This is a genomic window from Paenibacillus xanthanilyticus (assembly GCF_042682185.1).
GTDB classification, from domain to species: domain Bacteria; phylum Bacillota; class Bacilli; order Paenibacillales; family Paenibacillaceae; genus Paenibacillus_Z; species Paenibacillus_Z xanthanilyticus.
On sequence record NZ_JBHUHA010000001.1, the window covers coordinates 1,644,782 to 1,668,967 of the forward strand.

14 protein-coding genes are annotated in these 24,186 nt (G+C 54.3%); 4 read left to right on the top strand and 10 right to left on the bottom strand.

Translation table 11 applies throughout. The features are described from left to right. Nucleotides 1–254: 254 nt before the first annotated feature. The 7 genes from ACFSKT_RS06640 to ACFSKT_RS06670 all read right to left on the bottom strand — a co-directional run bounded on the left by ACFSKT_RS06640 (nucleotide 255) and on the right by ACFSKT_RS06670 (nucleotide 11,937). The gene (locus ACFSKT_RS06640) at nucleotides 255–1,787 is read right to left on the bottom strand and encodes a glycoside hydrolase family 43 protein (RefSeq protein WP_377716755.1); all 1,533 of its coding nucleotides are present in this window, start codon (nucleotides 1,785–1,787) and stop codon (nucleotides 255–257) included. Between the two features lie 25 nt (nucleotides 1,788–1,812). Beyond that, nucleotides 1,813–3,258, bottom strand: a complete 1,446-nt coding sequence (locus ACFSKT_RS06645) for a glycoside hydrolase family 43 protein (RefSeq protein WP_377716757.1) — start codon at nucleotides 3,256–3,258, stop codon at nucleotides 1,813–1,815. A gap of 147 nt (nucleotides 3,259–3,405) precedes the next feature. Further along, a complete protein-coding gene (locus ACFSKT_RS06650) occupies nucleotides 3,406–5,037 on the bottom strand; it encodes a response regulator transcription factor (RefSeq protein ID WP_377716759.1) in 1,632 nt (543 codons plus the stop codon). Then, the gene (locus tag ACFSKT_RS06655; protein ID WP_377716761.1) at nucleotides 5,030–6,778 is read right to left on the bottom strand and encodes a sensor histidine kinase; all 1,749 of its coding nucleotides are present in this window, start codon (nucleotides 6,776–6,778) and stop codon (nucleotides 5,030–5,032) included. Before ACFSKT_RS06655 ends, ACFSKT_RS06650 begins: the two co-directional genes overlap by 8 nt. 46 nt (nucleotides 6,779–6,824) lie before the next feature. Next, nucleotides 6,825–8,447, bottom strand: coding sequence for an extracellular solute-binding protein (locus ACFSKT_RS06660; protein WP_377716791.1), 1,623 nt, complete (start codon nucleotides 8,445–8,447; stop codon nucleotides 6,825–6,827). 566 nt (nucleotides 8,448–9,013) lie between these two features. Further along, nucleotides 9,014–10,012: a glycoside hydrolase family 43 protein gene (locus ACFSKT_RS06665; RefSeq protein ID WP_377716793.1), complete on the bottom strand. Its 999-nt coding sequence runs from the start codon at nucleotides 10,010–10,012 to the stop codon at nucleotides 9,014–9,016. A gap of 227 nt (nucleotides 10,013–10,239) precedes the next feature. Further along, nucleotides 10,240–11,937 (bottom strand): RICIN domain-containing protein, encoded by a 1,698-nt coding sequence (locus ACFSKT_RS06670; protein ID WP_377716795.1) that lies wholly within the window; start codon nucleotides 11,935–11,937, stop codon nucleotides 10,240–10,242. A gap of 304 nt (nucleotides 11,938–12,241) precedes the next feature. Between ACFSKT_RS06670 and ACFSKT_RS06675 the strand changes: the two genes are divergently transcribed. From ACFSKT_RS06675 to ACFSKT_RS06685, 3 genes are all read left to right on the top strand, one after another. Beyond that, on the top strand, nucleotides 12,242–13,255 hold the full coding sequence (locus tag ACFSKT_RS06675; protein WP_377716763.1) for a LacI family DNA-binding transcriptional regulator: 1,014 nt from the start codon (nucleotides 12,242–12,244) through the stop codon (nucleotides 13,253–13,255). A 178-nt stretch (nucleotides 13,256–13,433) separates the two neighbouring features. Then, nucleotides 13,434–14,591, top strand: coding sequence for an alpha/beta hydrolase-fold protein (locus tag ACFSKT_RS06680; protein WP_377716765.1), 1,158 nt, complete (start codon nucleotides 13,434–13,436; stop codon nucleotides 14,589–14,591). Between the two features lie 15 nt (nucleotides 14,592–14,606). Further along, nucleotides 14,607–15,521, top strand: a complete 915-nt coding sequence (locus tag ACFSKT_RS06685; RefSeq protein WP_377716767.1) for an alpha/beta hydrolase — start codon at nucleotides 14,607–14,609, stop codon at nucleotides 15,519–15,521. Nucleotides 15,522–15,560: 39 nt separating this feature from the next. Here ACFSKT_RS06685 and ACFSKT_RS06690 read toward each other — a convergent pair whose 3' ends face one another. From ACFSKT_RS06690 to ACFSKT_RS06700, 3 genes are all read right to left on the bottom strand, one after another. After that, complete coding sequence (locus ACFSKT_RS06690) at nucleotides 15,561–15,989, bottom strand: hypothetical protein (RefSeq protein WP_377716769.1); 429 nt, start codon at nucleotides 15,987–15,989, stop codon at nucleotides 15,561–15,563. A gap of 204 nt (nucleotides 15,990–16,193) precedes the next feature. Continuing rightward, the gene (locus ACFSKT_RS06695; RefSeq protein WP_377716771.1) at nucleotides 16,194–16,739 is read right to left on the bottom strand and encodes a VanZ family protein; all 546 of its coding nucleotides are present in this window, start codon (nucleotides 16,737–16,739) and stop codon (nucleotides 16,194–16,196) included. Between the two features lie 368 nt (nucleotides 16,740–17,107). Next, nucleotides 17,108–20,662, bottom strand: a complete 3,555-nt coding sequence (locus ACFSKT_RS06700) for an S-layer homology domain-containing protein (protein ID WP_377716773.1) — start codon at nucleotides 20,660–20,662, stop codon at nucleotides 17,108–17,110. A 318-nt stretch (nucleotides 20,663–20,980) separates the two neighbouring features. Between ACFSKT_RS06700 and ACFSKT_RS06705 the strand changes: the two genes are divergently transcribed. Beyond that, nucleotides 20,981–24,070, top strand: coding sequence for a X2-like carbohydrate binding domain-containing protein (locus ACFSKT_RS06705; RefSeq protein WP_377776310.1), 3,090 nt, complete (start codon nucleotides 20,981–20,983; stop codon nucleotides 24,068–24,070). Nucleotides 24,071–24,186: the final 116 nt, after the last annotated feature.

Genomic DNA, 24,186 nt, shown 5'->3' on the forward strand with positions numbered 1-24,186 from the left:
AACAAAGTATGGGCTCCGCAAGAGTGATGGCCTTACGATCGCTGTTGTTCACGGATATCTTTAACTGGAATATGACAAGGTGGATATCCGTGAACAAAGGCGAGCGCTACCGCTTCTTCAGGCTCATCTCTCTTGCTCCGCACTTTTGTTCATTTCCCGTGTTCAACTTATATAACTGTTTTTTATAAGACAAAAAGAGAAGCCTCTTTGCATCGGCTTCTCTATGTCTTGCTTGTCGCTAAATACGAATACGGCTATCCTTCTCTGCCATAACGGAAGTAATCGAAATCTGCATATCCTCCGCTATGGACCGACGCATAGTTAAACAGGCCGATCCGGTAGCCCATAAAGTGATCGAGCGTGTATTTCATCTCCAGCGGATCTCCGATCTGAATCCATGCCGCGCCATCCATGGAATAGTAGAATAGGGCAATGTCGGTGCTATGTCGGAAATTAAAGTCGATCTTCAAATAAATCCGCTTCCCCGCAAAGCGAACCTGCTCCGTCGTTTCCTCGCCGCCGTCGCCACGGTTGACGCACATCTCCACATAAGGGTCGCCGTTTGCCGCGATCCGGATCCCGACCGTACCGAACCGATTCTGCATCGCAACCAACCCGGCGTAGTCGCCTGGCTTCATTCGGGAGAAATCCATCAGCGTACACCCGCTGCATGCCGGTCCTTCCGTGCGCTGGGTTAACGTATTGCGGGCGAAGAGCACGCTGCTCGCTTGGCTCCCGGTCATCAGGCGCAGCCACCCCGGTCTTGCCGTCACGGACCAGAGCCGATTGTCGGGATTGTGATTCCACTGCCAATTCAACGCCAATTTGTTGTCGTCATACTCGAATTCATCGCTAATGACGATCGGCTTGGCGCCAGCGCTTGGCAGTGCCGCTTCGAACGCCTCCGGCACCGCGCCGTCCCGTCCGAAGACCGGCCAATCCTCGATCCACGACACGGGGACGACGCATGGAATTCGCCCGACCGCGCCATGATCCTGAAACAGCACCGCATACCAACTATCGTCCGGCCCATCCACGATTCCGCCTTGCGCGACGCCATTGTTGAAATAGCCCAGATCATCATCGAGCACCACTTTGCGTTCATAAGGACCCAGAAGCGCCCTGGAACGATAACAGATCTGTCTGCGCCGGCCATTCCCGGTCCTGGGCCACTCAATAAAGAATAGATAATAGTAGCCGTTCCGCTTATAAGCATGGCAGCCCTCGCAGCGAAGACCGATGCCGTCCCGTTCCGTCTCCAGCAGCTGCTGGTTAATGCCATCTTTCTTCAACTCGGTGGCGTCCGCCGTTAGCTCCACAATGCGGATATTGCCATTGCCATGGAACACGAACACACGGCCCTCATCGAATAACAGGCTCGGATCATGGTGGATACCGAAAATGACGGAGCGCTCCCATTGTCCATGCTCGATATCGGTTGTCCGGTATACATAGAACCGGTTCATATCGAGACTGGAGAAACACACATAGAACACACCCTCATGTTCGCGCAGACTCGCGGCCCACGCGCCTTTGCCATAGACGTATTGGCCATTGCGCAGGTTATAGGCATCGTTGTCCTCAAGCGTCTCGTAGACGTAATTGACAATCTCCCAGTCCATGAGGTTCTCCGACTTCATGATCGGGCAGCCGGGCATCGAATGCATGCTCGTGCTTACCATATAATAGGCTGTTCCTACCCGGATGACGCTGGGGTCCGGAACATCCGCCCATAAGACCGGATTCCGGATGACGGTTCTGCTAGCTTCGTTCGCCGTATTGTTCATCGTTCGTTCACTCCTTGACATCGCCTTACTCGCCAAACTGCCAATAGCCCAGCTTGAACAGCTTCGCGCCCGGCTCCCCTTTGAACACCAGGTACAAGTCTCGTACGCCTTGCGCGCCTGCCACTTGCGTCTTCGCTTCCGTCCACGCCGCTTCGCTCGCGGACGGTACGCGCAGCGTGCCGATCAGCTCGCCATCCGCTTGATCCAGACGAAGCTCGATCGCGCCACCCGCTTCGGCTAGGTAGGAAGCTTGGAACGAGGAGGCGCCCGCCTCGCCGAAATTCACGCGCGATAACGCGATCCAGTCGCCGTGGTCAATATCGGTCAAGGCCACCACGGAACCCGACGGGTCTTCGTTGCTCACAAGCGTTGCTGCCGTTACGCCGGCGCTCCAGGCCATCGTCGCCGCCGCTGTGCGGACGTACGGATCGAAATCCTTCACCTGCCCGACGCCGTCATAATCCGCTCGAATCTCCAGAATCGCGCCGTCTCGAAATACAACTTGGTTCAGGTGCGTCGAACGATAGCCGTTCGATACGCCGAGCGCCTTCGATAACGTCTGGGCATGATAGGCGATATACCAAGCATCGCGGAACGCGAAAATGGCATGGTGATTGTTGCCGCCGACGCCGAAGAAGTGCTCCGGATTCTTGAGGATCGAGCCGTGGTACGTCCAAGGACCCATCGGATTATCGCTCGTCATGTACGCGATTTCGCCAGCGGGCGGACTGCCTGCCGTACGCTCTCCTGTGAAGAAATTCGAGCAGTACGTGTAGTAGTAAGTCCCTCCGACTTTATTGATTCCCGCATCCTCGAACATATAAGGAGCCGGAATCGGAACGGCCTCGCCGACCACGCTAATCATATCGTCGCCCAGCCGCATGACGCGCGCCGTATCGGGCCACTCGTCCTTGCCTTTGGGCACCCCGCCACCGAAGTAGATATAGGCGCTGCCATCGTCATCCACCAGAACGGCAGGATCAAACAGCCACGTCACCTCTTCGACGCCCGGCGTTGATCTTAAGATTAACGCTTCGCCGAGCGGGTCGACCCATGGGCCGGTTGGGCTGTCGCTCGTCAGCACGCCGATGCCGCTCGCATTGTTGGCGAAGTACAGGAAGAAGCGGTCCTTGCCGTCGATCACCTTGTGGGCCGCCGCCGGCGCCCACGATTGCGTCGCCCATTGCGCCGCCCCTTCCGGTCCGGCTGCGACGATGTTGCCGTGATCCGTCCAGTTCATCAAGTCGTCGGAGGAAATAACGCCGATTTTGTTGATATTGCCGTAGGTATTGTCCTTCACGTTGCCGTCGGCATCATATTCCAGCACATCGTTCGTCATATACAGATAGACGCGTCCGTCGAAGACCAAAGCATAGGGGTCTGCACCGAATTTGTGGGCAACCAGCGGGTTGCCGGCGGGCGGGATTTTGCCCACCGCCGTCGTGAATGGGGTCGGATTGGCTTGAGTCATGGATAAACTCCTCCTTATAGATGCGCCATGTTCCCATCGTCTGAAAAGGAATCGCATCTAATTGTATGTATTAAAATACGAAAACTTGGTTTTATGTACAGGAAGCTGGGCTTCCTCGTGCTCGTTCATCAAAATAATCTGTGGAATCTAGACCGTCTGGTAGGAATCCCGATATTCCTGCGGTGTCATCCCGGTCGCCTTCTTGAAGAATCGCGTGAAGGAATGCGCGGCTTCATAGCCGACGAAGGCGGACACTTCGCGCACCTTCAGCTCGCTTGCCTTGAGCAGCTCCTTCGCTTGGCGAAGCCGGCATTGATCGATATACTCCGATAAGTTGACGCCCTTCTCCTGTTTAAAGAACCGGGATAGGTAGGACGGGTTGAAGTAATTGATTTCGGCCAGCCGAACCAGGGATAGATCCTCGCTCAAATGCGCTTCGATATATTGGCAGATCCGGTCGATCACCGAGGACGCTTTTTCGGCTTCGTCTTGATGCTTGAAGTCGAACAGGCGATCCGCGATGTGATGCAAATATTGAATGCCTTCCTTCAAGGACGGATGCTCATCCAGACGCATCAGCTTCCCGTAATCCCCGAATTGCTCTTGCAGCCCGGAGCGGTTGATCGCGGAGAGCAGCACGAGCGCAATCGAATAATAGGCTTCTACCGTTCGCTGTACATTCGAGCAGGGATGGAGCATGCAGCCTGTCATATCCGCCAGACTTTCGTAGAATCGCTCTCGCTTGCCGGCTTCCAGATGCGCCGCCAGCACCTCCGCCTTCTGGGCAATCCGGCCGGTTTCCTTCTGTTCGGAAGGTACCTCTTGTTCGATCCGATCGGTCGTAATGAGCGGCAGTCCGTCGGCCAGCTTCATCTGCTGCAGTTGGCGAAGGCGTTCGGCCTGCTTGGTGATCCCCTCCCATTCGCAGGCAGCGCTGCCGATGATGAAGGTAATCGTCAAATTCAGCGATTCTAAGCACGTCTCGGAGATCAGCTCGAGCGTTCCTTGCAAATAACGGATCAGGTGGCCGTAGAACTTCTCTTCCGCTTCCTCGGAAGGCTGCAGCAGCCACAATAACTCCCCGTGCTTATCGACGATTCCGATATGTCGGGTCTGCCCCGTAATATACGAATTCCAGGTCATTCTCGCCTGGTTGACCAGCTCGCTGCGCTCGGTATAGGTCGTCCCTTCCGGATAGGCCAGCTGTGCGCTGACCAGCACGACCGGAATGGCCGGATCCAAGGGCATATTCAGCTTGCGAAAATCGCTTACGAGCACATCGCGGTCTCGGCAAAGCACAGGGCTCTCCTGAAGCAGATGGCGGATATAGTCGCCTTGCGCCGCGAATTCAAGCGCGTACCGCTGCTCCAACGACTGCTCGACTAACGCGCTTATCTGGGTGCTGTGGTGAATCTCCCTGATCACCTCCTGCACGACCTCCGTCACTTTGCCGTAGCCTTCCGTCTTGAGCAAGTACCGGGCGTTCTGCATTTGGATCGCTTGATAGGCGTAATCGAACTCGCTGTAGCCGGTCAGGAAGACGATCTTGCACCTTGGCCAGTACGTTCGGATTTCCTCGGACAACTCCAGGCCGCTCATGCCCGGCATGCTAATGTCCGTCAGCACGATATCGATCCGGGTCCGCTGGAGCCACTGGAGCGCTTCTTTGCCGGAGTAGGCCTTGCAGACGTCCAGTTTGTCCGGCATTAATTGGTGGAACACCTCGAACAGTCCATCCGTAATGATATCTTCGTCATCCACGATGAGCAGCCTAAGCAATCCGCTCTCCCTCCTTTGTCTTGATCCGAATGATGACCTTGAGTCCCTTAAGCTCGCTTCGGGAGAGAAACAGCCCGCTCTCCTCGCCGTAGGTTAACGCGATGCGCCTGTGAATGTTCATCATGCCCGTCATCTCGAACGATTCCGACGTGCTGGACAGCCGCTTGCTCAACGTATCGAGCCGGTCGTCGTCGATAACGGCTCCGTTATTCTCCACGATAATGCGCGCTTCCGCTTCGTCCTGCTCGAAGGTGACGCGAAGCAGGCCTTCGCCATCCATTTTCTCGAGGCTATGCTCGTAGGCGTTCTCGATAATCGGCTGAATAATGAGACGCGGCACCCGGATGTTCGCCATGTCGGCCGGCAGCTCGTCGAATTGGACCTTGATCCGCCTGGAGAACCGCAGCGTTTGAATATCGGTATACATCCGGGAATGCTTGACTTCCTCGGACATCGAGACATGATCCTCGCTATTGCGCGTGATGAACCGGAAATATTCGCCAAGCATATTCGTGAACAGCTCGATTCGGTCCGTATCTCCCGTTCTGGCCAAGGAATTGAGAATGAAGAAGCTGTTGTATAGGAAGTGCGGATTGATTTGCGACTGCAGCTGCTTGAGCTCTGCCTTCTGCATCATCAGCTTCTGCTTGAAATCCTGATCGATCAGCGCCTGCAGTTTCTTCAGCATATGGTTGAAGCGATGATACAAATAGCCGAATTCATCTTCTTGTTCATGCTCGATCGGAATATCCAATGCACCTCCTTCCATTCGTCTAAAGCTTTGAACGAGAACCAGCAGCGGCTTATGTACGAATCGATACGTCGAATACGCATAGATGACGATCGCCACGAAGGACATAATGGCGAATAACCAAGCCCAAATCTCGAATTTGCCGAGCGGCCTGCCGACGGTTTCCTCCGGCAGGAAGGTGACGATGGATACGCCTAATTTCTCGGAGTAAGCCCGGTTAAAGTGATAGACGCCTTCCTCCAGATCCAGCAATGTCGTACTGGCCTTGCTATCCTCCACGGCCTTCGGATATTGCCGCATCAGCGTCTCTGCCTGCCGATCGCTTGCGAGCGTATAGCCGGCATGGTCGACGAGGAGGAACGATCCGCTTTCCGGATAGGTGTTGAGCTGCGCGAGCGATTGCTTCAGCTTCTCCGGGTCCAGCTCGATGTGCACGATGAAGAGCGGATCCTTATCGCGCTTGCCGCTGTCTTTCGCCGCGCTTAGATGCAGCGCGTTCTTCCAGACCAGCAGCCGGCTTGCCTTCCGGTCCAGCGCGCTCTTCAGATGCCGGAAGCTCTCCTTGTCAAAATCATTCACGTCGCGGGCAGCCGAGACCGTCTTCCGAATCGTCTGCAGATGAATGTACACGTCCTTGATATATGGGGAGCTATTCTTGATGGAGGCTAGCCGGTGCTTCAAGTAATTCATGCCCGACGTTTTTTCGATGCTGTCCATCATCTCCCATGTAATAGCGAGCTTGTTCAAGTCATTGTCCTGCAGCAGATCATACTGCTGGATCTCCAGCCACTCGATCTCGCGGTTGACGTCCTCCAAATAATAATTCAGCTGCATCAGCGTTGCCCGCGAGATCTCCTGGCTTGCATTCTTGTAGCTCCAGTTGTACAAGTACACGCCTAAGAGGATGATCGGCAGGATGACAATTAAGTAGGTTAGCACTAACCGGATGAAAATCGTATTGCGGAACGAATTAACGGGGAATCTGAGCAAGTAAACGCCTCCGTTGCTGCTTGATGCCTGTACGAGATTTAGTCATTCAAGGTTTGCGGCTTGCCATCGCCTGATTGACTTCCGCCGTCATTTGATCGCCCCCGAGCTTGCGCCATTCCGCCGCGAACCGGTCGAACTCGTCGATGGGCCGGCCAAGAATGATATTGCGATACGCTTCGATTTGAAGATTGCGAAGCACTGTTTCTTTCTCGATGACCGTTGCCGTCGGCGGGCCGGTGAAGCTTTCGTAAGACAACTGGTCGTGCTTGATGTATTGTTCCAACACCGCGAAGGCGCCGTCCGGACCATACGTCCGTTCCCAGCCCCAGCCGGACTCGCGGTCCGCGCCTCCGGCCTTATAGATTTCGATGTTTTTGTAGATCGCTTTGGCTTCATCCTTCAATAGGGAGGTATCTCCCGTCCGGCGCGCGACCTCCACTTGGCGGAAAGCCTCCACATTCTTCATGAGCGGATAGGGCGTAACGGGCGACAGCTTCCAGACCGGCTGCGGCGTGCTGTAATAGGTTTCGTATTCGGCCGTTTTGCCCCAATTCTTCTCCAGATGCAAATTCATGAGCTTCACGAGCGCTTCCGGGTGCTCGTAGCCTTTCTTGACCGCCAAATACTGATAGGTGCTGAACGGCAGCGGGACCTTCGGTTTCTCGCCGGAAACCGAGACGATGGGGAATGCTTGCCACTCGGCCGCGATCTCGCCGTTATTGCGGCTGGACTGCGCGACGAACGACCCCCACTGCACGCCGTAGAACATGCCGATCTTGCCGGATGCGATTAAGTTTCCTTCCTGCTCGCCGTCCTTAAAGCCGAAATCGCCGTCGATTTGACCGCCCCGGTACATCTCCTGCAGCGCCTTCAACGCCGATTTCACCTCGGGCTGAATCCCGCCGTAGACCAGTTGGCCGGATGCGTCCTTGATCCACATCGTAGGCGCCGCGCCGAAGCCGGCCATGAACCCGCCGAGCCCCATTACGGGATCCCACAAATATTGCGTCAATGCGATACCGTACGTATCGTCCACGCCGTTTTGATCCGGGTCGTTTTCTGTAAACGCTTTCGAAATCGCCAACACGTCATCGATCGTTTGAGGCGGCTGTAAGCCGAGCCGATTCAACCAATCCGTGCGAATCCAAAGAAACATCGCCCCTTCGATCGAAGAGCTCGTGTCCGGAATGGCCATCAGTTTGCCGTCGATCGTCGCCGAATCGAACGGTCCCGTTCCCTCCTCGCTCAGCACCTTCTTCGTCAGCGGCGTGGCGTGGGTATCGAACACGTCGGTCAGCTCTTGAATCATGCCCTGGTTGGTGAGCGTTCGCAGCTGCTCCGCATTCACCTTGACCACATCCGGGATATTCCCCGAGGCTATGGCGACGCCCAGCTTTTGTCGATACAGATCGCCCTGTTCGATCCAATCATATTTGATCTTGATGCCAAGCGCCTCTTCATAGAGCCGTGTCCATCTATTATCCGAGATCGTCTCGCCTGGCAGCGCCTTCATTAATTCGTCTTCTCCCTCTCTGACGAACGTTAGCTCGATCGGCGGATCGTACTTGCTAAGCCCCGCTTCCGGATACGCAATCTCTTGCTCTTCTTCCGCCGTGCCGTTATCGTCGCATGCAGCCAGCAGCTGCACGGACAAACAGGCCGCAAGCATGAGCTTGACCTTCTTCTTGACAGGATACCGCAACAGGTTAACCCCATTTCAGATGAATGATATCCGCAGGCTTTATGCTTTCATTATGGAAGCTGCGGTGTTGCCGCACAATACACATCTCTTTGTTTCGTTACCCGTTCTTTACTTAAAATACGATTCGTCTTCCGAATCTCCTTCTTCGCGGCGTACACTCCTTCCCCCTTTCCCTTCCGCTGCAATGCTGTCAGGTTAAGAGGGCTCTGCCCCTTTAATCCCACTTTTGTTGCTCCCTCCTCCCACCTCCTCCGCCGAGGAGGCTCCAAAGGGCTTTGCCCAAGCGTATGCTTCCGAAGTGCGTTTTCCTTAGAAAACGCTCAGGACTCCCTCTTCGTGCTGCCACTTTTGTTCGCGGTCGGCGATTGTGCTTGAGCGGGGCACGCTTTTGTCCTGACGGACAAAGCTTCAGTAGACAAGCTTTTGCGGACACGCTTTCTTTATGAGCAAGTCCAATACATCTTAATTTCCTATACAACAAAAGAAAGGCAACCATGTTCGGAAGCCTTCCTTTTTGTGCAATTCGATTATATTTACTTGACCGGTTCGACCGACGCGTAAGGGTCGATGGTTTGAATCGTGCCGTCCTCGTTGTAGCGGAGTTCCGTGAACTTCACGCACCGTTTATGGTTGACGCCCTCCGAGAGCGAGCAGTCGTGGTAGAAGAGATACCACTTGTTCTCGAACTCTACAATAGAGTGATGCGTTGTCCAGCCAATGACGGGCGTCAGGATGGTGCCTTTAAAGGTGAACGGCCCTAACGGATTGCGACTTACCGCATAGACGAGCTTATGCGTCGTCCCCGTCGAGTAGGATAAGTAATACCAGCCATTATATTTGTGCACCCATGGACCCTCGAAATAACGACGCTCCTCGTCGCCGGCCAAGATGGGCTGACCCTCCTCGTCCACAATCGCAATCTCGAGCGGTTCTTCCTGAAAACGACGCATATCCTCGCTTAATCGCGCGACGCGCGGACCGAGCGCGGGCGCGCCAACGTCCGGCCCAGCCGCATCCGGCACGAAGCTTCCGGTCTGCCATTTCTCCAACTGGCCGCCCCACAATCCGCCGAAATACATGTAAGCCTGCTCGTCGTCATCGACGAATACGGCCGGATCAATACTGAAGCTTCCTTCGATGTAATGAGGCTCCGGCGAGAAAGGCCCGCTCGGCGATGCGCTCGTCGCGACGCCAATCCGGAAGATGCCATCGTGGTCCCGCGCGGGGAAGAACAGGTAGTACGTATTGTTCTTGAAGGCCGCATCCGGCGCCCACAGCTGCTTCGAAGCCCACGGAATATCCCGTAGATGCAGCGCTTCTCCATGGTCGACGACAGGGGAATCGATATCATCCATGGATAGAATATGATAATCCTCCATCGCATACTGATCTCCATTGTCATTATCCGGTCCATCGTGATCCAGATCGTGCGACGGGTAGATGTAGATTTTGCCCTCGAAGACGTGCGCGGAAGGGTCAGCCGTGAAAATATGCGTCACGAGCGGCTCATTTGGTTTCGGTGCGTGATTCATCATCTATTGCCTCCTATAGGCTTGAGGTCTTATTGCGGTCCTCCGCCGAGTGCTTGCCATCATCTTCACGATCCAGTGTAGCGCCTGCTAACCGTTGACACAATCCCACAACCTTTAGATGATTACCCTATAAATTTTAGATCTTTTCGCTTCTTCGCCGGATGCGAACAACCCGCTCCGGCATGCGGGAGCGGGTTCTTCACACGACCTATACGGTTACGAGGCCGCTATTCAATCTTCACGAGCTGCCACTGCTGGTTCAGATCGCCGCGATACAGGTTCTGCTGGAGCTTCGCTCCGTCCGCCGTAGAGGATCCGGCGACCTCTACCGCCTTATTGCTGTTCACGTTAATCAGACTCCAATAGCCGTTGCTCAGCTTGATCAGTCTGAATTTCTGCGCGGCATTGTTCAGATCCGACCAGAGCTGAATCGCTTCCCCGTTGTTCTTCGTCCCGTTGCGCACATCCATCACCTTGTTGTCCGAGGAGCTGACGCTGCGCAGCCGGTAGACATTGTTGTAGGTGCCCAGATCATCCGCGACCCACCGCTGCGCGGTTGCGTTGTTGTCCGTCCACTGTTGCAGCTGCAAGCCGTTGGTGTTCTGGCCGCTCGGTACATCGATGGCTTTGCCCGACGCGCGGTTGATCAGCTTGTAGGTCGATCCGGACGTGATCCCGTTCCATACGCCGTTCCATGGGTTGAACTGCGCGCGTTCATAGTACCATTCGAAGATGAAGCGGGCCATGCCGTCCCGCGACGCGTCGCCGTCATACATGAGGCCGGCCGTCGGATCGGCGAACGAGCTTCTCGTGCCGGGATTGAGCAGGAATCCGTTCATATGGACGGCAATGCTGACATTGCCCGCGGCCGTGAAGATGGCTTTGGTGTTTTTGCCAAAGCCCGCATTCGTGCCGTCGAATAGTTTCCAGTACTCGGAATCCCCCGACTTCCATTTAAACCAAGTCGTCTCCGTAATGTTGATCGGGTAGGCGTCGGCACATGGTTTAATATTGGTGTCCCACTGCTGCTGCAGCACCGAATAATTGTCATTCGCGCCGTAACCCGGATACCAGTGGACCGAATAGCCGACATTGTTCAGCGGATCCGTGAGCGGATGGGTGGCGCACAGCTGATAATATTGATCCCAGCCAAGTCCCGCCGCCCAGATCACGTTATCCGCGCCTTTGCCGCGAATGGTGGCGATCATGGAGTTCTGGAAATCCCGCAGCGCGTTCCAATGAGCGACGAAATCGGATTCGATCGGATTACCGCCCCATCCGCCGTTCGCATACGACAACACGGGCTCGTTGACGAGCTCGAACATGACGTTGTCCGCGCTCTTGATGGCCGGCTGCGAAGCGAGATAGCCCCAGATCTGATTGAATTTCTCCAGATTGGCTGTCGTGGTCGCTTGATTATTCTGCAGGGTGAAATCAAGACCCAGCGTCACGTAAAGCCCTTTCGTCTTGGCATAGGCGATATACGGGATGATCACGTTCTGCGTGACGGCCTGCAAGCCCGCGAAATTATACGTACCCGCCGCGACATCGCCCATGTCTTCCCGGTCGATGAACAGGCGCACCTGATTCATATACCAGCCGTGGTTATTGCCGTACTTGGCCGACGTGCTCGTGAACGTATCCGTAATATCCTTCAAGTACGCCAAAATCGCGGCATGCCGATTTCCGCCATGCTGGTTCAAATAATAGCTGCTGTTCTGATACGTCCAATACGCCCCTGTCGGCTGGTGCCAGCCGCTCAACAGCACGGGCTGCCCGCTGCCGTTCACCAGCTGATTGCCGCTCACGCGCAGCTTGGACATCGGCATGCCCGTCCACGCTTCGGCAGGACCCGCGCTCAGCAGAGGCGCTGCCATCAACACCATGAGCACCAACAGCTTGATCGCCATGCCAAACCTCTTCATCAATCCACCATCTCCTTCGCGATTGTCTTAGCAAGCGCAGCCGCCTTTTTTGTTGAATGCGCTTACAGATGAGATTTTATAGCAGGGATGATGGAGCAACAACCTGTCGATCTATGTATCCATGACCGGACTAAGTGTAGTCGTTGGGTGAACAACGTTAAGCATGAATGCTCTGAAAGTCAAGCCGCACACCGCGAACGAGCGGGTTTCGTGTCTCTTCCGTGCGGCAAATGGTATACTAGCTAGTAGTGTTTTTGCGCTCAAAAGGGCTCGAACGAGTTTAGATAGATTGGTAGTGGTTCTCATGGCAGGTCAGAAGGAAATCGCGGAATTGGCCGGCGTGTCCGTCGGCACCGTATCGCTCGTATTGAACGGCCGGGCCAAAGAGCTTCGCATCTCGCCCGCCACGGAAGAGAAAATATTGCAAGCTGCACGGGAGCTGGATTACCGCCCGAATGTTTCGGCCCGACGATTGCGGAGATCCGGATCGGATAGCGTGCCGACGATAGCGGTTTTTTGGGCCTCTGATTTCCCGAGCGAATTATTGGGTCGTTTCTTCGTCGGCATTCAGAACAGCCTGCTGGGCAAGCATGAATTCGAGGTGATGGTGCAGCCCTATCGCCAATCCGAATTGCATGCCACTAATTTGCTGACCGCCGGCGAGTTGTTTAATGGCGTCATCTTGACGGGGATATCCGATTCCGATATTCAGTTTCTGGAGGAGAATCGCATTCGATCGCCGATCGTCGTCTTTAACCGCCGGCTATCGAACTACAGCTCGGTCTACGTCGATGATGTGGAAGCAGGCCGCAAGACGGCGGCGTTGTTCGCGGCCAAAGGTCATAAGCGCGTCGGCATGATCGCCCCCGACGTTCAGTCCGTCTCGATAACCGGCCGTAGAATGGGGTTTATGGACGGTGCCCGGGAGCTTGGTCTGGAACTTGCGGATGCGTTCAACCTCCAGGTGCAGATGTCCATGCTTGGCGGTCAAGAAGCCGCCTCCTCGCTCATGGAATCAAGCGAGCTGCCAACCGCCCTATTCTTTCCGAACGGGATTATGGCTGTCGGCGCGCTTCCGGTCTTGCATCGGGCCGGCGTCCGTATTCCCGAGGAGATGGAGATCATCACGTATGGAGACAGCGAGCATGAGCGCTTCACGCTTCCCGCGCTTACCTCGTTGATCCTGCCGGTCGAAGATATGGCGAGCGCTTGCGTCGATTTGCTGATGGGGATCCTGCAAGGCCAGCTTCAAGCGCCGCATGCCGAGCGGTTCGAGACGCCTTTCGTCTTCCGAGAAAGCTGTCCTCCTCTGCCGTAGGACCTCACAGACACCATGACGCGGCTTATCGCTATCCTTCGGTTCATCGCAGAGCGAGCGTGTTTTCCCATAAGAGCTGTTGTACGCCAATCCGTACAGCAGCTTTTTTGATTGACAAATTCAGGAACCATTCGTTATCTTAATCTTGCTAAAACGTTTTAGTAAAGGAGGAGCGTTCATGTCCACGCTGAAGAGCCACGACTTGCATCTGAACCAAGCCCTGCAAGCCCATGCTTTATTCTTTGATCCCATCCTCCGCAAGGTGGATTGGTCGCAGGTCGACTCGGAGCTGAGCAAGGTTCCGTATGTGGAGGAAAAGCCCGGGGTATTGGTAAAGGAGAATGGCGATGTCGTGTTCCATTACTTCGCGCCGGATGCGCAATCGGTCCAGGTCGCTCATCTGGGCGGGCCGCGTCACGATCTGTCGCCTTGCGGGAACGGCTATTGGACGGCAACGTTATCCGGCGTCCCTGCCGGGTTCCACTATCATCACTATTATGTCGACGGCGTGACAGCGACGAACGTCTTGGCTCCTTTTGGCTACGGCTGTTTCCAACCGATCAACTTCTATGAAGTCCCTGATGATGAAAGCGATTTCTATTTGCTTCAATCCGTGCCGCACGGCTCGATTCGTATGGAATTGTATGAATCGTCCGTCACCGGACGGACGCGCAATTGCTGGGTGTATACGCCGCCGGGTTATGACCGGCAGACCGATCGCGCCTACCCCGTTCTCTATTTGCAGCATGGCGGCGGGGAGAACGAGACCGGCTGGATCTGGCAGGGCAAAATCAATTACATCCTGGACAATCTGATCGCTTCGGGGCAGTGCGAGGAGATGCTCGTCGTCATGAACAGCGGCTATGCTTTTCAGGATGGCGAGCTCAGCAGCTTCCTCCCCGGCGATTTTGATGCCGTCCTGATGGAAGACTGCATCCCGTTCATCGAGAGCCGCTTCCGCGTCAAGACCGATCGCGAACACCGGGCCATGGCCGGCTTATCGATGGGGGCTTTCCAGACCCTTCGGACCACCTTCCGGCATCTCGACGACTTCGCTTGGATCGGCCTATTCAGCGGAATGCTGGACTACAAAGCCGTCAGTCTGTTCGATCATCGCGCATTGTTCGAACAACCGGATGTATTCAACAGCAAGGTGAAGCTGTTCTTCCTAGCCATGGGCGAGCAGGAAGACTGGCATCAGGCGATTGTCCGCGAACATCGGCGGCTGTCCGAGATCGGCATCAACAGCCATCTGTACACCTGTCCGGGCGGTCACGACTGGCATGTATGGCGCCATAGCGTACGCGCGTTCCTGCAGCTTGTCTTTCGATCGTAGTACGGGGCTCTGGACATGAAGAAGCGAATCTATATCATTGCCGCAGCATTCATCATCGTCGTTGCGGCTGGGGGGATCCTGATGAATTCATTATGGTCTGAAGAACAACAACCGACTGCCGCGCAGTCGACGGAAGCCGCGATTGAAGCGGCTTCCGCGGGGAACATCGCGCCTCCGCCTGCCGGGTTCGATCAAGAACAACCGGATCTTGCACGGGGAAAGATCGACGCCATTACCTACCCGTCCGCCACCGTCGGGACCACGCGTCAAGCTCTCGTCTATACGCCGCCCGGTTTCTCGAACGACAAGTCGTATAACGTCCTGTACTTGCTCCACGGCATTGGCGGCGATGAACGGGAGTGGTTTCATAACGGAAGTCCTCAGCTCATACTCGATAACCTGTACGCGGAGAAGAAACTCGCCGATGTCATCGTGGTCTTCCCGAACGGGCGGGCCATGGCGAACGACCGTGCCGAGGGCGATCTCTTCGCCGAGGACAAAATTGCCGCTTTCACGACATTCGAGGACGACTTGCTGCTCGATCTTATTCCATACATCGAAGCGAATTATCCCGTCCTGACGGAGCGCGACAACCGTGCCATTGCCGGACTATCCATGGGTGGCGGCCAATCGCTCAATATCGGTCTTCGCCATCTGGACCGGTTCGCCTGGATCGGCGCCTTCTCCCCTGCTCCCAATACGCTTGAGCCGAACCAGCTGCTCCCTGACGCGGAGGCCGCTTCGAAGAACATCCACCTGCTGTGGATTTCATGCGGCGACGCGGACAATCTCCTCTTCGTGAGCGAGCGGACAACGGCTTATCTGAAGGAGAAGCAGGTCCCCCATGTATGGCTGGAGGAAGCGGGCGGCCACGACTGGCCGGTTTGGAAGAGCGGACTGTATCAGTTTGCGCAGTGGATATTTAGATAGTGCCGGTTGATTCCAGCTCTACATCTTGGCCCGCTTCTCTTACGACAGGAGCCCGGTCACGATAATACCGAAGATAAGCAGGAAACCGCTCAAGACCAGCAGCATGAGCACGAAGTTAAGCAGCGTTTTCCAAAACCCCAACTGCTGCACCTCGCTTACGGCGACAAAAGCAAGGACAAGCAGCCAGATGCCAAGCACGAACGACAAAAGCGTGAATGCCTTAAAGACGATGGTCTCTTGGCTGAACAGCCATTGCGGCCATAGCAGGACAGACACCAGCAGCGGCGCATAGCCGCCTCGCGCCAGCGCCACGCGGATTTCCCAGGATGTGCCTTGTCCGCCTAGCCGATCCCCTGTATAGGCAATGATCCAGGCCACGAGATATAGACTAATAAGCCCAACTAACCCGCCACCAATCAGGAAGACGAGGAAGATAGAGAGCAGATGGAGCTGCGCGGACTCTGCCAAGGGACCATGCCTCCGGCTGCGGCAATCGGGATCAAATGGCGCTCCGGATGATCGGAATCCAGAATGGCGCGGACGACTGTCCGAGGTTGAATCCATGTCACCAAAATTAGATTCCATCCTGGATAAGCCGCTTGCAATCAAAAAAGACCGCCAGGCATATACCCTGTCGGTCTAAGTGCTTGCACTTGCAGGAGAGGAAGACTTTCACAGTCTCATTTTGATCATAAATAAGTAATAATAGATCGCTGGCAACACCACGATAGCAGATAGTACGGCAATCGCAGTATGTACCCTCTTCTCCTCTCGGAGTAGAAATAACAAAGCCTTATACCCCAGAATACCCATCCATCCGCCTAAACCGTTCAGTAGAAGATCGTCAATGTCCGCTGCTCCAATACCTAACCCCCACTGCGTGATTTCAACGACCAAACTAGCCAGGCAGATGAACAATAGATTATGTACGGCTCTTGTTTGGTTCTTAAATAAAGACAAATAGCCACCAAGCGGAACAAAAATAAGGATATTGCCTGCCACGTTAGCAGACGCGAATTTCTTTGCACGTTCAGAGCTGCCCATCAAATATTCGCTTATGCTGTTAAATGGGATCAGATTGATCGACCTCACGATCGTCCTTTGGCTATCAAAAAGCTCCAGAACGGAAACTCTCGATAAGAAAAAGATCTTGATTAACAACATCATGTAACCGATGAACACCCCATATAAAAATAGTCGCTCTAGTTTTTTGAGCATATCTCCTTTTGCTCCCCCTTCGACATCCTATACCCGCTTATGTAACGATACAGGCGTGCATTTGGTTGAGCGCGGTTATTTCCTACTTTCAACAGAATCACTCCATACATCGGCCATTTCATTGGTCGGCATACATGGCACTCCTCCGCTGCTAAATTGTGACTGAACCTCGCCTTCTTCTATCCATGCGATGCAACAGCGACCCAATGACCAGGCTTCACCTCTTCGAAACGGGACCGTTCAAGTCCATAAGGATCTGATTCGTAAAAAAGGCTGTCGAGAAAGTCTCGACAGCCAGAGGAATTTTGCGCATACCCAATCCCTTATCCCAATTCTACGATCCAATTCAGCGGTTCTATTTACCCGCCTTAGATTAATTCGGAACTTTGAAGCAGGCGATAGATAATCGCCGCCACTTCCGCTCTCGTGATATCGTCTTTCGGCGCTAGCTGCCCGTGGCTTTTGCCCGACACGATACCGGATTGCACGCTGTCGGCAATACTGCCGAGCGCCCACTGGGACGCGCTTACCGCGTCGCTATAAGGCTGGAGCGCATCGGCATCCGATTGAGCAGGGAGTTCGGCTTTTAACCCCGTAATCGCCATGGCTCTAGCGATCATGACCATCGCTTGTTCCCGAGTCACCTTGTCCGTTGGCCGGAACGTCCGGTCTTCAAAGCCGCTGATCAATTTGTAGGCATAAGCCGTATTTACTGCGCTGCTGTACCAGTCCGATTCGAATACATCCGAGAATACACCCGGACCTGGTTCAAGCTTCAGCCCCAAAGCGCGAACCAAGATGGCGGAGAACTCGGCGCGCGTGATATCTTGGCCAGGGCTAAAAATACCCGGTTGCGTCCCGTTGATGATAAACCGCGATCCCATATCATTAACTACGGATTTCGCCCAATGGTTCGTCACATCGCTGAATTCCACCGGGTGCGAAATGATGGCGTACGTGCTGTTCGTCAAGCTGTTAACCTCTGCATAGTACTTGCCATCGACCATAACAAGCTTGGTCGGTACATGACGCACCGTTCCGTTTGGTTCAATGACAACCCCGGTCGTCATTTGATTCGGATCCGCGCTTTCCGGAATCGCAATGCTGCGCTCCACGTATGCGTCGAATTTCGTCAATTCGACGCTGGCGTCCTTATAGATTGCTCTTAAATTGAAATCAACCGCTGGTGCGATCAAGGTTAAACCTTCATTCGCTGACGCAGTTTCAACGACTTTCATCGTTTTATCTGAAGATGCCGCAATTTCAACTTGGATCTTAATATCATTCAAGGATACCGAATTGCCGAGTTGACTGGATACGGAACTGATGTTAATTTGCTCGGCTGGCAGGGTATAAGTCGCCAACTCCGTTTGGACTTGCAAAATGGCCGCTTTGTTTTCCATGCTTTTCACCATTTGGCCATTGAGCTCGCTGATGGCGATATCGGACTTCGTGCTGACAGGAATCGTTAACACCGCGCGCTGTCCTTCCGACGCGAGGATGTTTTCCAGCTTTTGCTGATCAACCACCGTCGTAATTACGCTTTGGTTATTCCGCGTGCTCGCTGTAGCTACTCCTGCATTTTCCATTTTACCGTTGACAAGGACATTCACCGAGGAAGTCGCGCTGCTGTTAACACTTGTGCTGCTGCTAGTGCTGCTAGTGCTGCTGCTGCTGCCTCCCTTTCCCGAACTTGGGATCACTTTATTGGATGCCGCGGAAGGTGCGCTGCTTCCGATATTATTCACGGCTTGAACCGTAAACGTATAGCCGGTCCCGTTGTTCAAACCCGTAACGATAATTGGACTGGATGCTCCCGAAACTTCGATGTTTCCTGGCATGGCGGTCACCTTATAGCCGGTAATCGGGCTTCCGCCATCATCGGTCGGGGCTGAGAACGTAATCGTTGATAGTTTGTTACCGGACACCGCTTTAATATTCGTCGGCGCTGCCGGAACGGTAGCCGGCGTCCCTTCTGCGACGACTTGCTTAACGGTAAACGAAACATTCGTCATATTATCCGCCGAAATCGTCACGGTCGCTTCATACGTTCCTTTGGCCAAGCCGTCCTTTGCCTTCACCGTAAAGCTAGTTGACGGCGTGCCGCTATTTAACGTAGACGCTGGCTGCGTAACCTCAAAATCAGCTGCGTTGGTGCCGCTAAGCTGGGCTGCCAAGTTAAGCAAATCCCCCGTTCCGGTTTTCGTAACCGTAATGGTTTTCGTTTCCTGCTCTCCGGAAACGAAGCCTTCCGTAAGCGGGGCGGCCGTTTGATTGGCGATGGATGCGATCGTATAGGTACTCCCCGACCCCGATCCGGTTCCCGCGCCTTGAGAACTCCGATTCAAGGTAACGGTATACGTCTTCAAGGTTCCGTCTTCAGCCGTAACGACGGCCTTCAGCACCTGCATCCCGGACGGAAGCGGAATATTGTATTTTGTTGAAGTCACATCATTATTGCCTAAATAGATAGCGGGGGCCGTTGCCAAATACGGGTTATCATTCGTTGCATTGGCCGTTAAGGTCGGCGCATCATCAGGAATGGTTGCCGTATACTCGGTAGTGTCGGGTTTAAAGGCGGGCGTTAACGCAACCGCACCCGACGGCGTTGCTAACGAGAGCCGACTCAGATACGCGTTATGGCTTGGACCGGTCACTTGTTTGAACGAGTTGTACCCCCAACCAAAATAAGCGTTATCGCTTAAGATCGCCGCATTATGAAAAAAACCCGCGGATATCTGGGCCGCGTCGGCAAGATCGCTAGGGACTGGCATAAGCGGGCTGCCATTGCTTGACCCCCAAGTGACTACCGTGCCATCGGCTTTTAAGGCAACCGTGGAGTCCCACTTTGAATCTACGGCGATGACATCGCTTAATCCGTCCGGAACAGCTACGCTCTCCGGAAAGCGTCCGTGTCCCCATACGTCGACGGTACCGTCCAGCTTGACGCCTACCAAATGGGAATAACCGCCTGCGATCGCTTTATATTTAACACCTTGAGGCGGGTTGTACTCCCCGCCGTTCGGATTGTTGCCGAATACGACAATCGTTCCGTCCGCTTTCAAAGCCATACTGAAGTCACTCCCGGCATCAATAGCAACCACATCAGTCAATCCGCTCGGAACGGTAGACTGATTGTATACATTATGGCCCCACGCTACTACTGTCCCATCTTCTCTTAAGGCTAACGTGTGGTAATTTCCGGCAGAAATAGCTTTGACATGCGCTGTCGCGGCGTCCTTCAATTCCGCCGGGATATTAAGCACTCCGTACGTATCGCTACCCCAGGCTTCGAGGGTACCATCTGCCTTCAGCGCCACCGTGTGCGTTAATCCGGTCGTGACTGCCTTTACGCCTGTTAACCCGGATGGCGGCACTTGCGCCGACTGATACGTATACCCCCAGTAGCTGAGCGTTCCGTCTTCCTTTACGCCGATCGTAAACGGATAACTGCTGCCTCCTGCCTCAACATCGATAAATTTGCGCGTGGCTGGCATGACGATACCCCGAACTTCTCTAGGATAAGATAATTCGGATGACGACTCTTGACCGACTGCCACGATATAGGCGGTATAATTGACATCCTGGGACAGCCCCTTGATGATAAGCTGCGCCCTGTTGTTGGCTACAGGCACGTACCCGTGAAAGTCGAATCCGGTTCCGTCCACGATACTTTGACCGGTCGGTCCCGTTTGATCGTAAGTACCGGTCGGCACAACGACATAGTACACCCCGGACGCCGCGCCGCTGTACTCGTTTATTTGGACGGCAATATCCGCGGCATTGCTCTGTGTGTACATGCTGCTTGATAGGTCGGCCCGTGAAATGTATGGCGCCGCCGCATGCACGCTGCCGGGAAAGCTTACCTGCATCAACATTGCCATCCCCGTCATGATGCCTAGCAATCTCTTTGTCTTCATCATTCGTTTAACGTCCCTCTCTCCGATGTCGGTGCACTCTAAGCTGATAGTTAACTATTTTTTGCGATCCTTCTTTTATCCATCCTTCTTTCAAATGAAGCACACGGTAACTCTATCACACCTCTAGTCCAAAAAGCTTTTGGTAAAATCGAACTTTGTCAAAAGGCGTTTCTATGAATTATTCTTGTATTGTTTAAATGAATTATCGAGCTTTAGACTTTCTGCAAGCATGGTGGCATACCGCGAAGTTCTCTTGTTATACGAAGCAAAACAGGTCAGTCAACTAGAACCAAGAAGGAGTCAACTATGGGACTGCTCACGATGAAAAGATCAAGGAATCCGTTTTATGTATTGGTTATTTTCAGCCTCATATTAAATGCCTCTGTCTTTAGTTCCAACGCTTATGCCGCGTCCACCACGTTTAGCGGCGAACTTACGAACGGAGACAACATGTTCAACCGGTGCGATTTGTTCGGTCTGAATGAGGATACGACCACGGTATTCAACAAAGAGGACATGGTTGCTTGTACGCCGAGCTCGGGGGAGTACAACTACTTTACGCGCGATATTACGCCGACCGTCACGGGGGATTATACGCTCACGGTGTCATCAGCCGCATTTGACACGGGAACCATCGATTATGGTTATATGAATGACAATGGTGTAGACGGCCGTCCGGCGTTTGATGACACGACCATGTATTTGTACAGTGATTTCGATCCCGCCTATCCTTTAGACGGCTTGCTTTGGGCGAATGATGACCGGGCATTCCTTGAAGGTTACTCGAATGACAACGATTTTAAGTCCCAGCTCCCGAATATTCCGCTTACTGCGGATACGACTTACACCATCGTCATCACGAGCTTCAGCGCAGGGATCACCGGAACGATCAACAGCGATGTGACCGGCGTCGGTTCCGTCATCGTTAGCTCGAACGCCTATTCAACGGACGTAACGGCATCACCGTCGGCTAACCCTGCAGGTGGAGCCGTTGCTTCCGGCACTAGCGTCGTATTGTCATCCGCTACAGCGGGCGCATCCATCTACTACACGACGGATGGAAGCGTGCCGACGACAAGGAGTACCCAATACAGCGCTCCCATACTCGTTAACGATGCGGTGACCGTGAAGGCGATCGCCGTGAAATCAGGTTTAACCGACAGCGATGTGATGACGCGAAGCTACACGGTCAACGCTCCGCAGAACAGCTCGATCGCCCCGACAACGGGCGGGTTCGACAAGAACGCATCGAACCAGGCGGATGTCGCGGCCGTGATGACGCTGAACGGGAACAGCCTTGGCAGCATTGCCAATAACGGAGACGATCTGGAACTTGGCACGGATTATACGGTGTCGGGGAATACCGTGACGATCAAGAAGGAATACTTGGACCAGCTCTCGACGGGGACCGCGACGCTGACGCTGAACTTCAGCGCAGGTTCTCCGCAAACGCTGACGATTGCGGTAAGCGATACGACGCCTGCCCCTCCGCAGAACAGCTCGATCGCCCCGACAACGGGCGGGTTCGACAAGAACGCATCGAACCAAGCGGATGTCGCGACCGTGATGACGCTGAACGGGAACAGCCTTAGCGGCATTGCCAATAACGGAGACGATCTGGAACTTGGCACGGATTATACGGTGTCGGGGAATACCGTGACGATCAAGAAGGAATACTTGGACCAGCTCTCGACGGGGACCGCGACGCTGACGCTGAACTTCAGCGCAGGTTCTCCGCAAACGCTGACGATTGCGGTAAGCGATACGACGCCTGCCCCTCCGCAGAACAGCTCGATCGCCCCGACAACGGGCGGGTTCGACAAGAACGCATCGAACCAAGCGGATGTCGCGGCCGTGATGACGCTGAACGGGAACAGCCTTAGCGGCATTGCCAATAACGGAGACGATCTGGAACTTGGCACGGATTATACGGTGTCGGGGAATACCGTGACGATCAAGAAGGAATACTTGAACCAGCTCTCGACGGGGACCGCGACGCTGACGCTGAACTTCAGTGCGGGTTCTCCGCAAACGCTGACGATTACGATAAGCGATACGACGCCGGCTCCTTCGCAGAACAGCTCCAACTCATCGAATTCATCGTCATCTTCGCAGGGGAATGCGCAATTACCTGCAGAACGTCCGGCGGGAACAACGAACACAGAAGTTAATATTCTGGTCAATGGCAAGGTTGAACATGCAGGTACGGCAACGACAACCCAATCAAACAATCAGGTTGTCGTGACGGTAGCCGTCGACCGAAAGAAGCTGGAAGAAAAGCTGGCGGCGGAAGGCCAAGGAGCTGTCGTCACGATTCCCATCGAGACCAAGTCCGATATTATCCTCGGAGAGCTTAACGGTCAAATGGTTAAAAATATGGAGCAGAAGCAGGCGATTGTGGAGATTAAGACCCCAAATGCCACCTACACGCTGCCGGCTCAGCAAATTAATATCGATTCGATTTCGGAGCGCATCGGGAGCGCCGTAGCGCTTCAAGATATCAAAATCAAGATCGAAATCGCCGCGCCATTGAAGGATACGAAACAGCTCGTTAATAGCGCGGCAGCAAGGGAGAAATTCGCTCTTGTCGGGCCGCCGGTCAATTTCTCGGTAACAGCCTTCTATGGCGATGCTCAGCTTGAAGTGTCCAAGTTCAATGCTTACGTGGAGCGTACCATTGCACTCCCGGACGGAGCGGACGCTTCAAAGATCACCACGGCGGTTGTCGTGGAGCCAGATGGAACGGTCCGCCACGTGCCTACGAAAGTGGTTGTAATCGATGGTGCGTACCACGCCAAAGTGAATAGCCTAACGAATAGCACGTACTCGCTGGTATGGCATCCCCGCGAATTTGCCGATGCGAAAGGGAATTGGGCCAAAGACGCGGTCAATGATATGGGTTCACGGATGATCGTGAACGGCTTTGAGGATGGTTTGTTCCGGCCGAATCAGGTTATGACCCGGGCCGAATTTGCGGAGATGATGGTTCGCGGACTTGGTCTGAAGCTTGACGATGGAAAAGCGCCGTTCGACGATATCAGCGCATCCAACTGGTACAACGATGCGGTTAAGACGGCAGCCGGATACGCATTGATCAGCGGGTTTGAAGACGGGACGTTCCGACCGCAGGACAAGATTACGCGCGAGCAGGCGATGGCGATCCTTGCAAGGGCCATGAAGCTCAGCGGGCTTACAAATAAGCTGCAGACGGAGAATGCCGATAACTTGTTGAACCCGTTCATGGATGCGGGGGATGTCTCGGCTTGGGCGAAAAGCAGCATATCGGATGCGCTGCAATCCGGCATCGTGACCGGCAAGAACAACCGAATGCTTGATCCCCAAGCAAACATAACCCGTGCCGAAGTTGCGGTAATGATACGCAATCTGCTAAGCAAGTCCGGATTAATTTAATAGGATGGATGACGCCCTTACCGGGCGTGTATAAGAGTGAGACAAGGGCCCGTTACATCGTGGTAACGGGCCCCTCGGATTGTAGAGAAAACTCCCGTTTGGTCAAAACGGGGGTT

What these genes read in the sequence shown, in the direction of transcription:
- ACFSKT_RS06640 (WP_377716755.1), bottom strand. Translation starts at nt 1,787, where the DNA reads ATGAACAATACGGCGAACGAAGCTAGCAGAACCGTCATCCGGAATCCG.
- ACFSKT_RS06645 (WP_377716757.1), bottom strand. Translation starts at nt 3,258, where the DNA reads ATGACTCAAGCCAATCCGACCCCATTCACGACGGCGGTGGGCAAAATC.
- ACFSKT_RS06660 (WP_377716791.1), bottom strand. Translation starts at nt 8,447, where the DNA reads ATGCTTGCGGCCTGTTTGTCCGTGCAGCTGCTGGCTGCATGCGACGAT.
- ACFSKT_RS06665 (WP_377716793.1), bottom strand. Translation starts at nt 10,012, where the DNA reads ATGAATCACGCACCGAAACCAAATGAGCCGCTCGTGACGCATATTTTC.
- ACFSKT_RS06670 (WP_377716795.1), bottom strand. Translation starts at nt 11,937, where the DNA reads ATGAAGAGGTTTGGCATGGCGATCAAGCTGTTGGTGCTCATGGTGTTG.
- ACFSKT_RS06675 (WP_377716763.1), top strand. Translation starts at nt 12,242, where the DNA reads ATGGCAGGTCAGAAGGAAATCGCGGAATTGGCCGGCGTGTCCGTCGGC.
- ACFSKT_RS06680 (WP_377716765.1), top strand. Translation starts at nt 13,434, where the DNA reads ATGTCCACGCTGAAGAGCCACGACTTGCATCTGAACCAAGCCCTGCAA.
- ACFSKT_RS06685 (WP_377716767.1), top strand. Translation starts at nt 14,607, where the DNA reads ATGAAGAAGCGAATCTATATCATTGCCGCAGCATTCATCATCGTCGTT.
- ACFSKT_RS06695 (WP_377716771.1), bottom strand. Translation starts at nt 16,739, where the DNA reads ATGCTCAAAAAACTAGAGCGACTATTTTTATATGGGGTGTTCATCGGT.
- ACFSKT_RS06700 (WP_377716773.1), bottom strand. Translation starts at nt 20,662, where the DNA reads ATGATGAAGACAAAGAGATTGCTAGGCATCATGACGGGGATGGCAATG.
- ACFSKT_RS06705 (WP_377776310.1), top strand. Translation starts at nt 20,981, where the DNA reads ATGAAAAGATCAAGGAATCCGTTTTATGTATTGGTTATTTTCAGCCTC.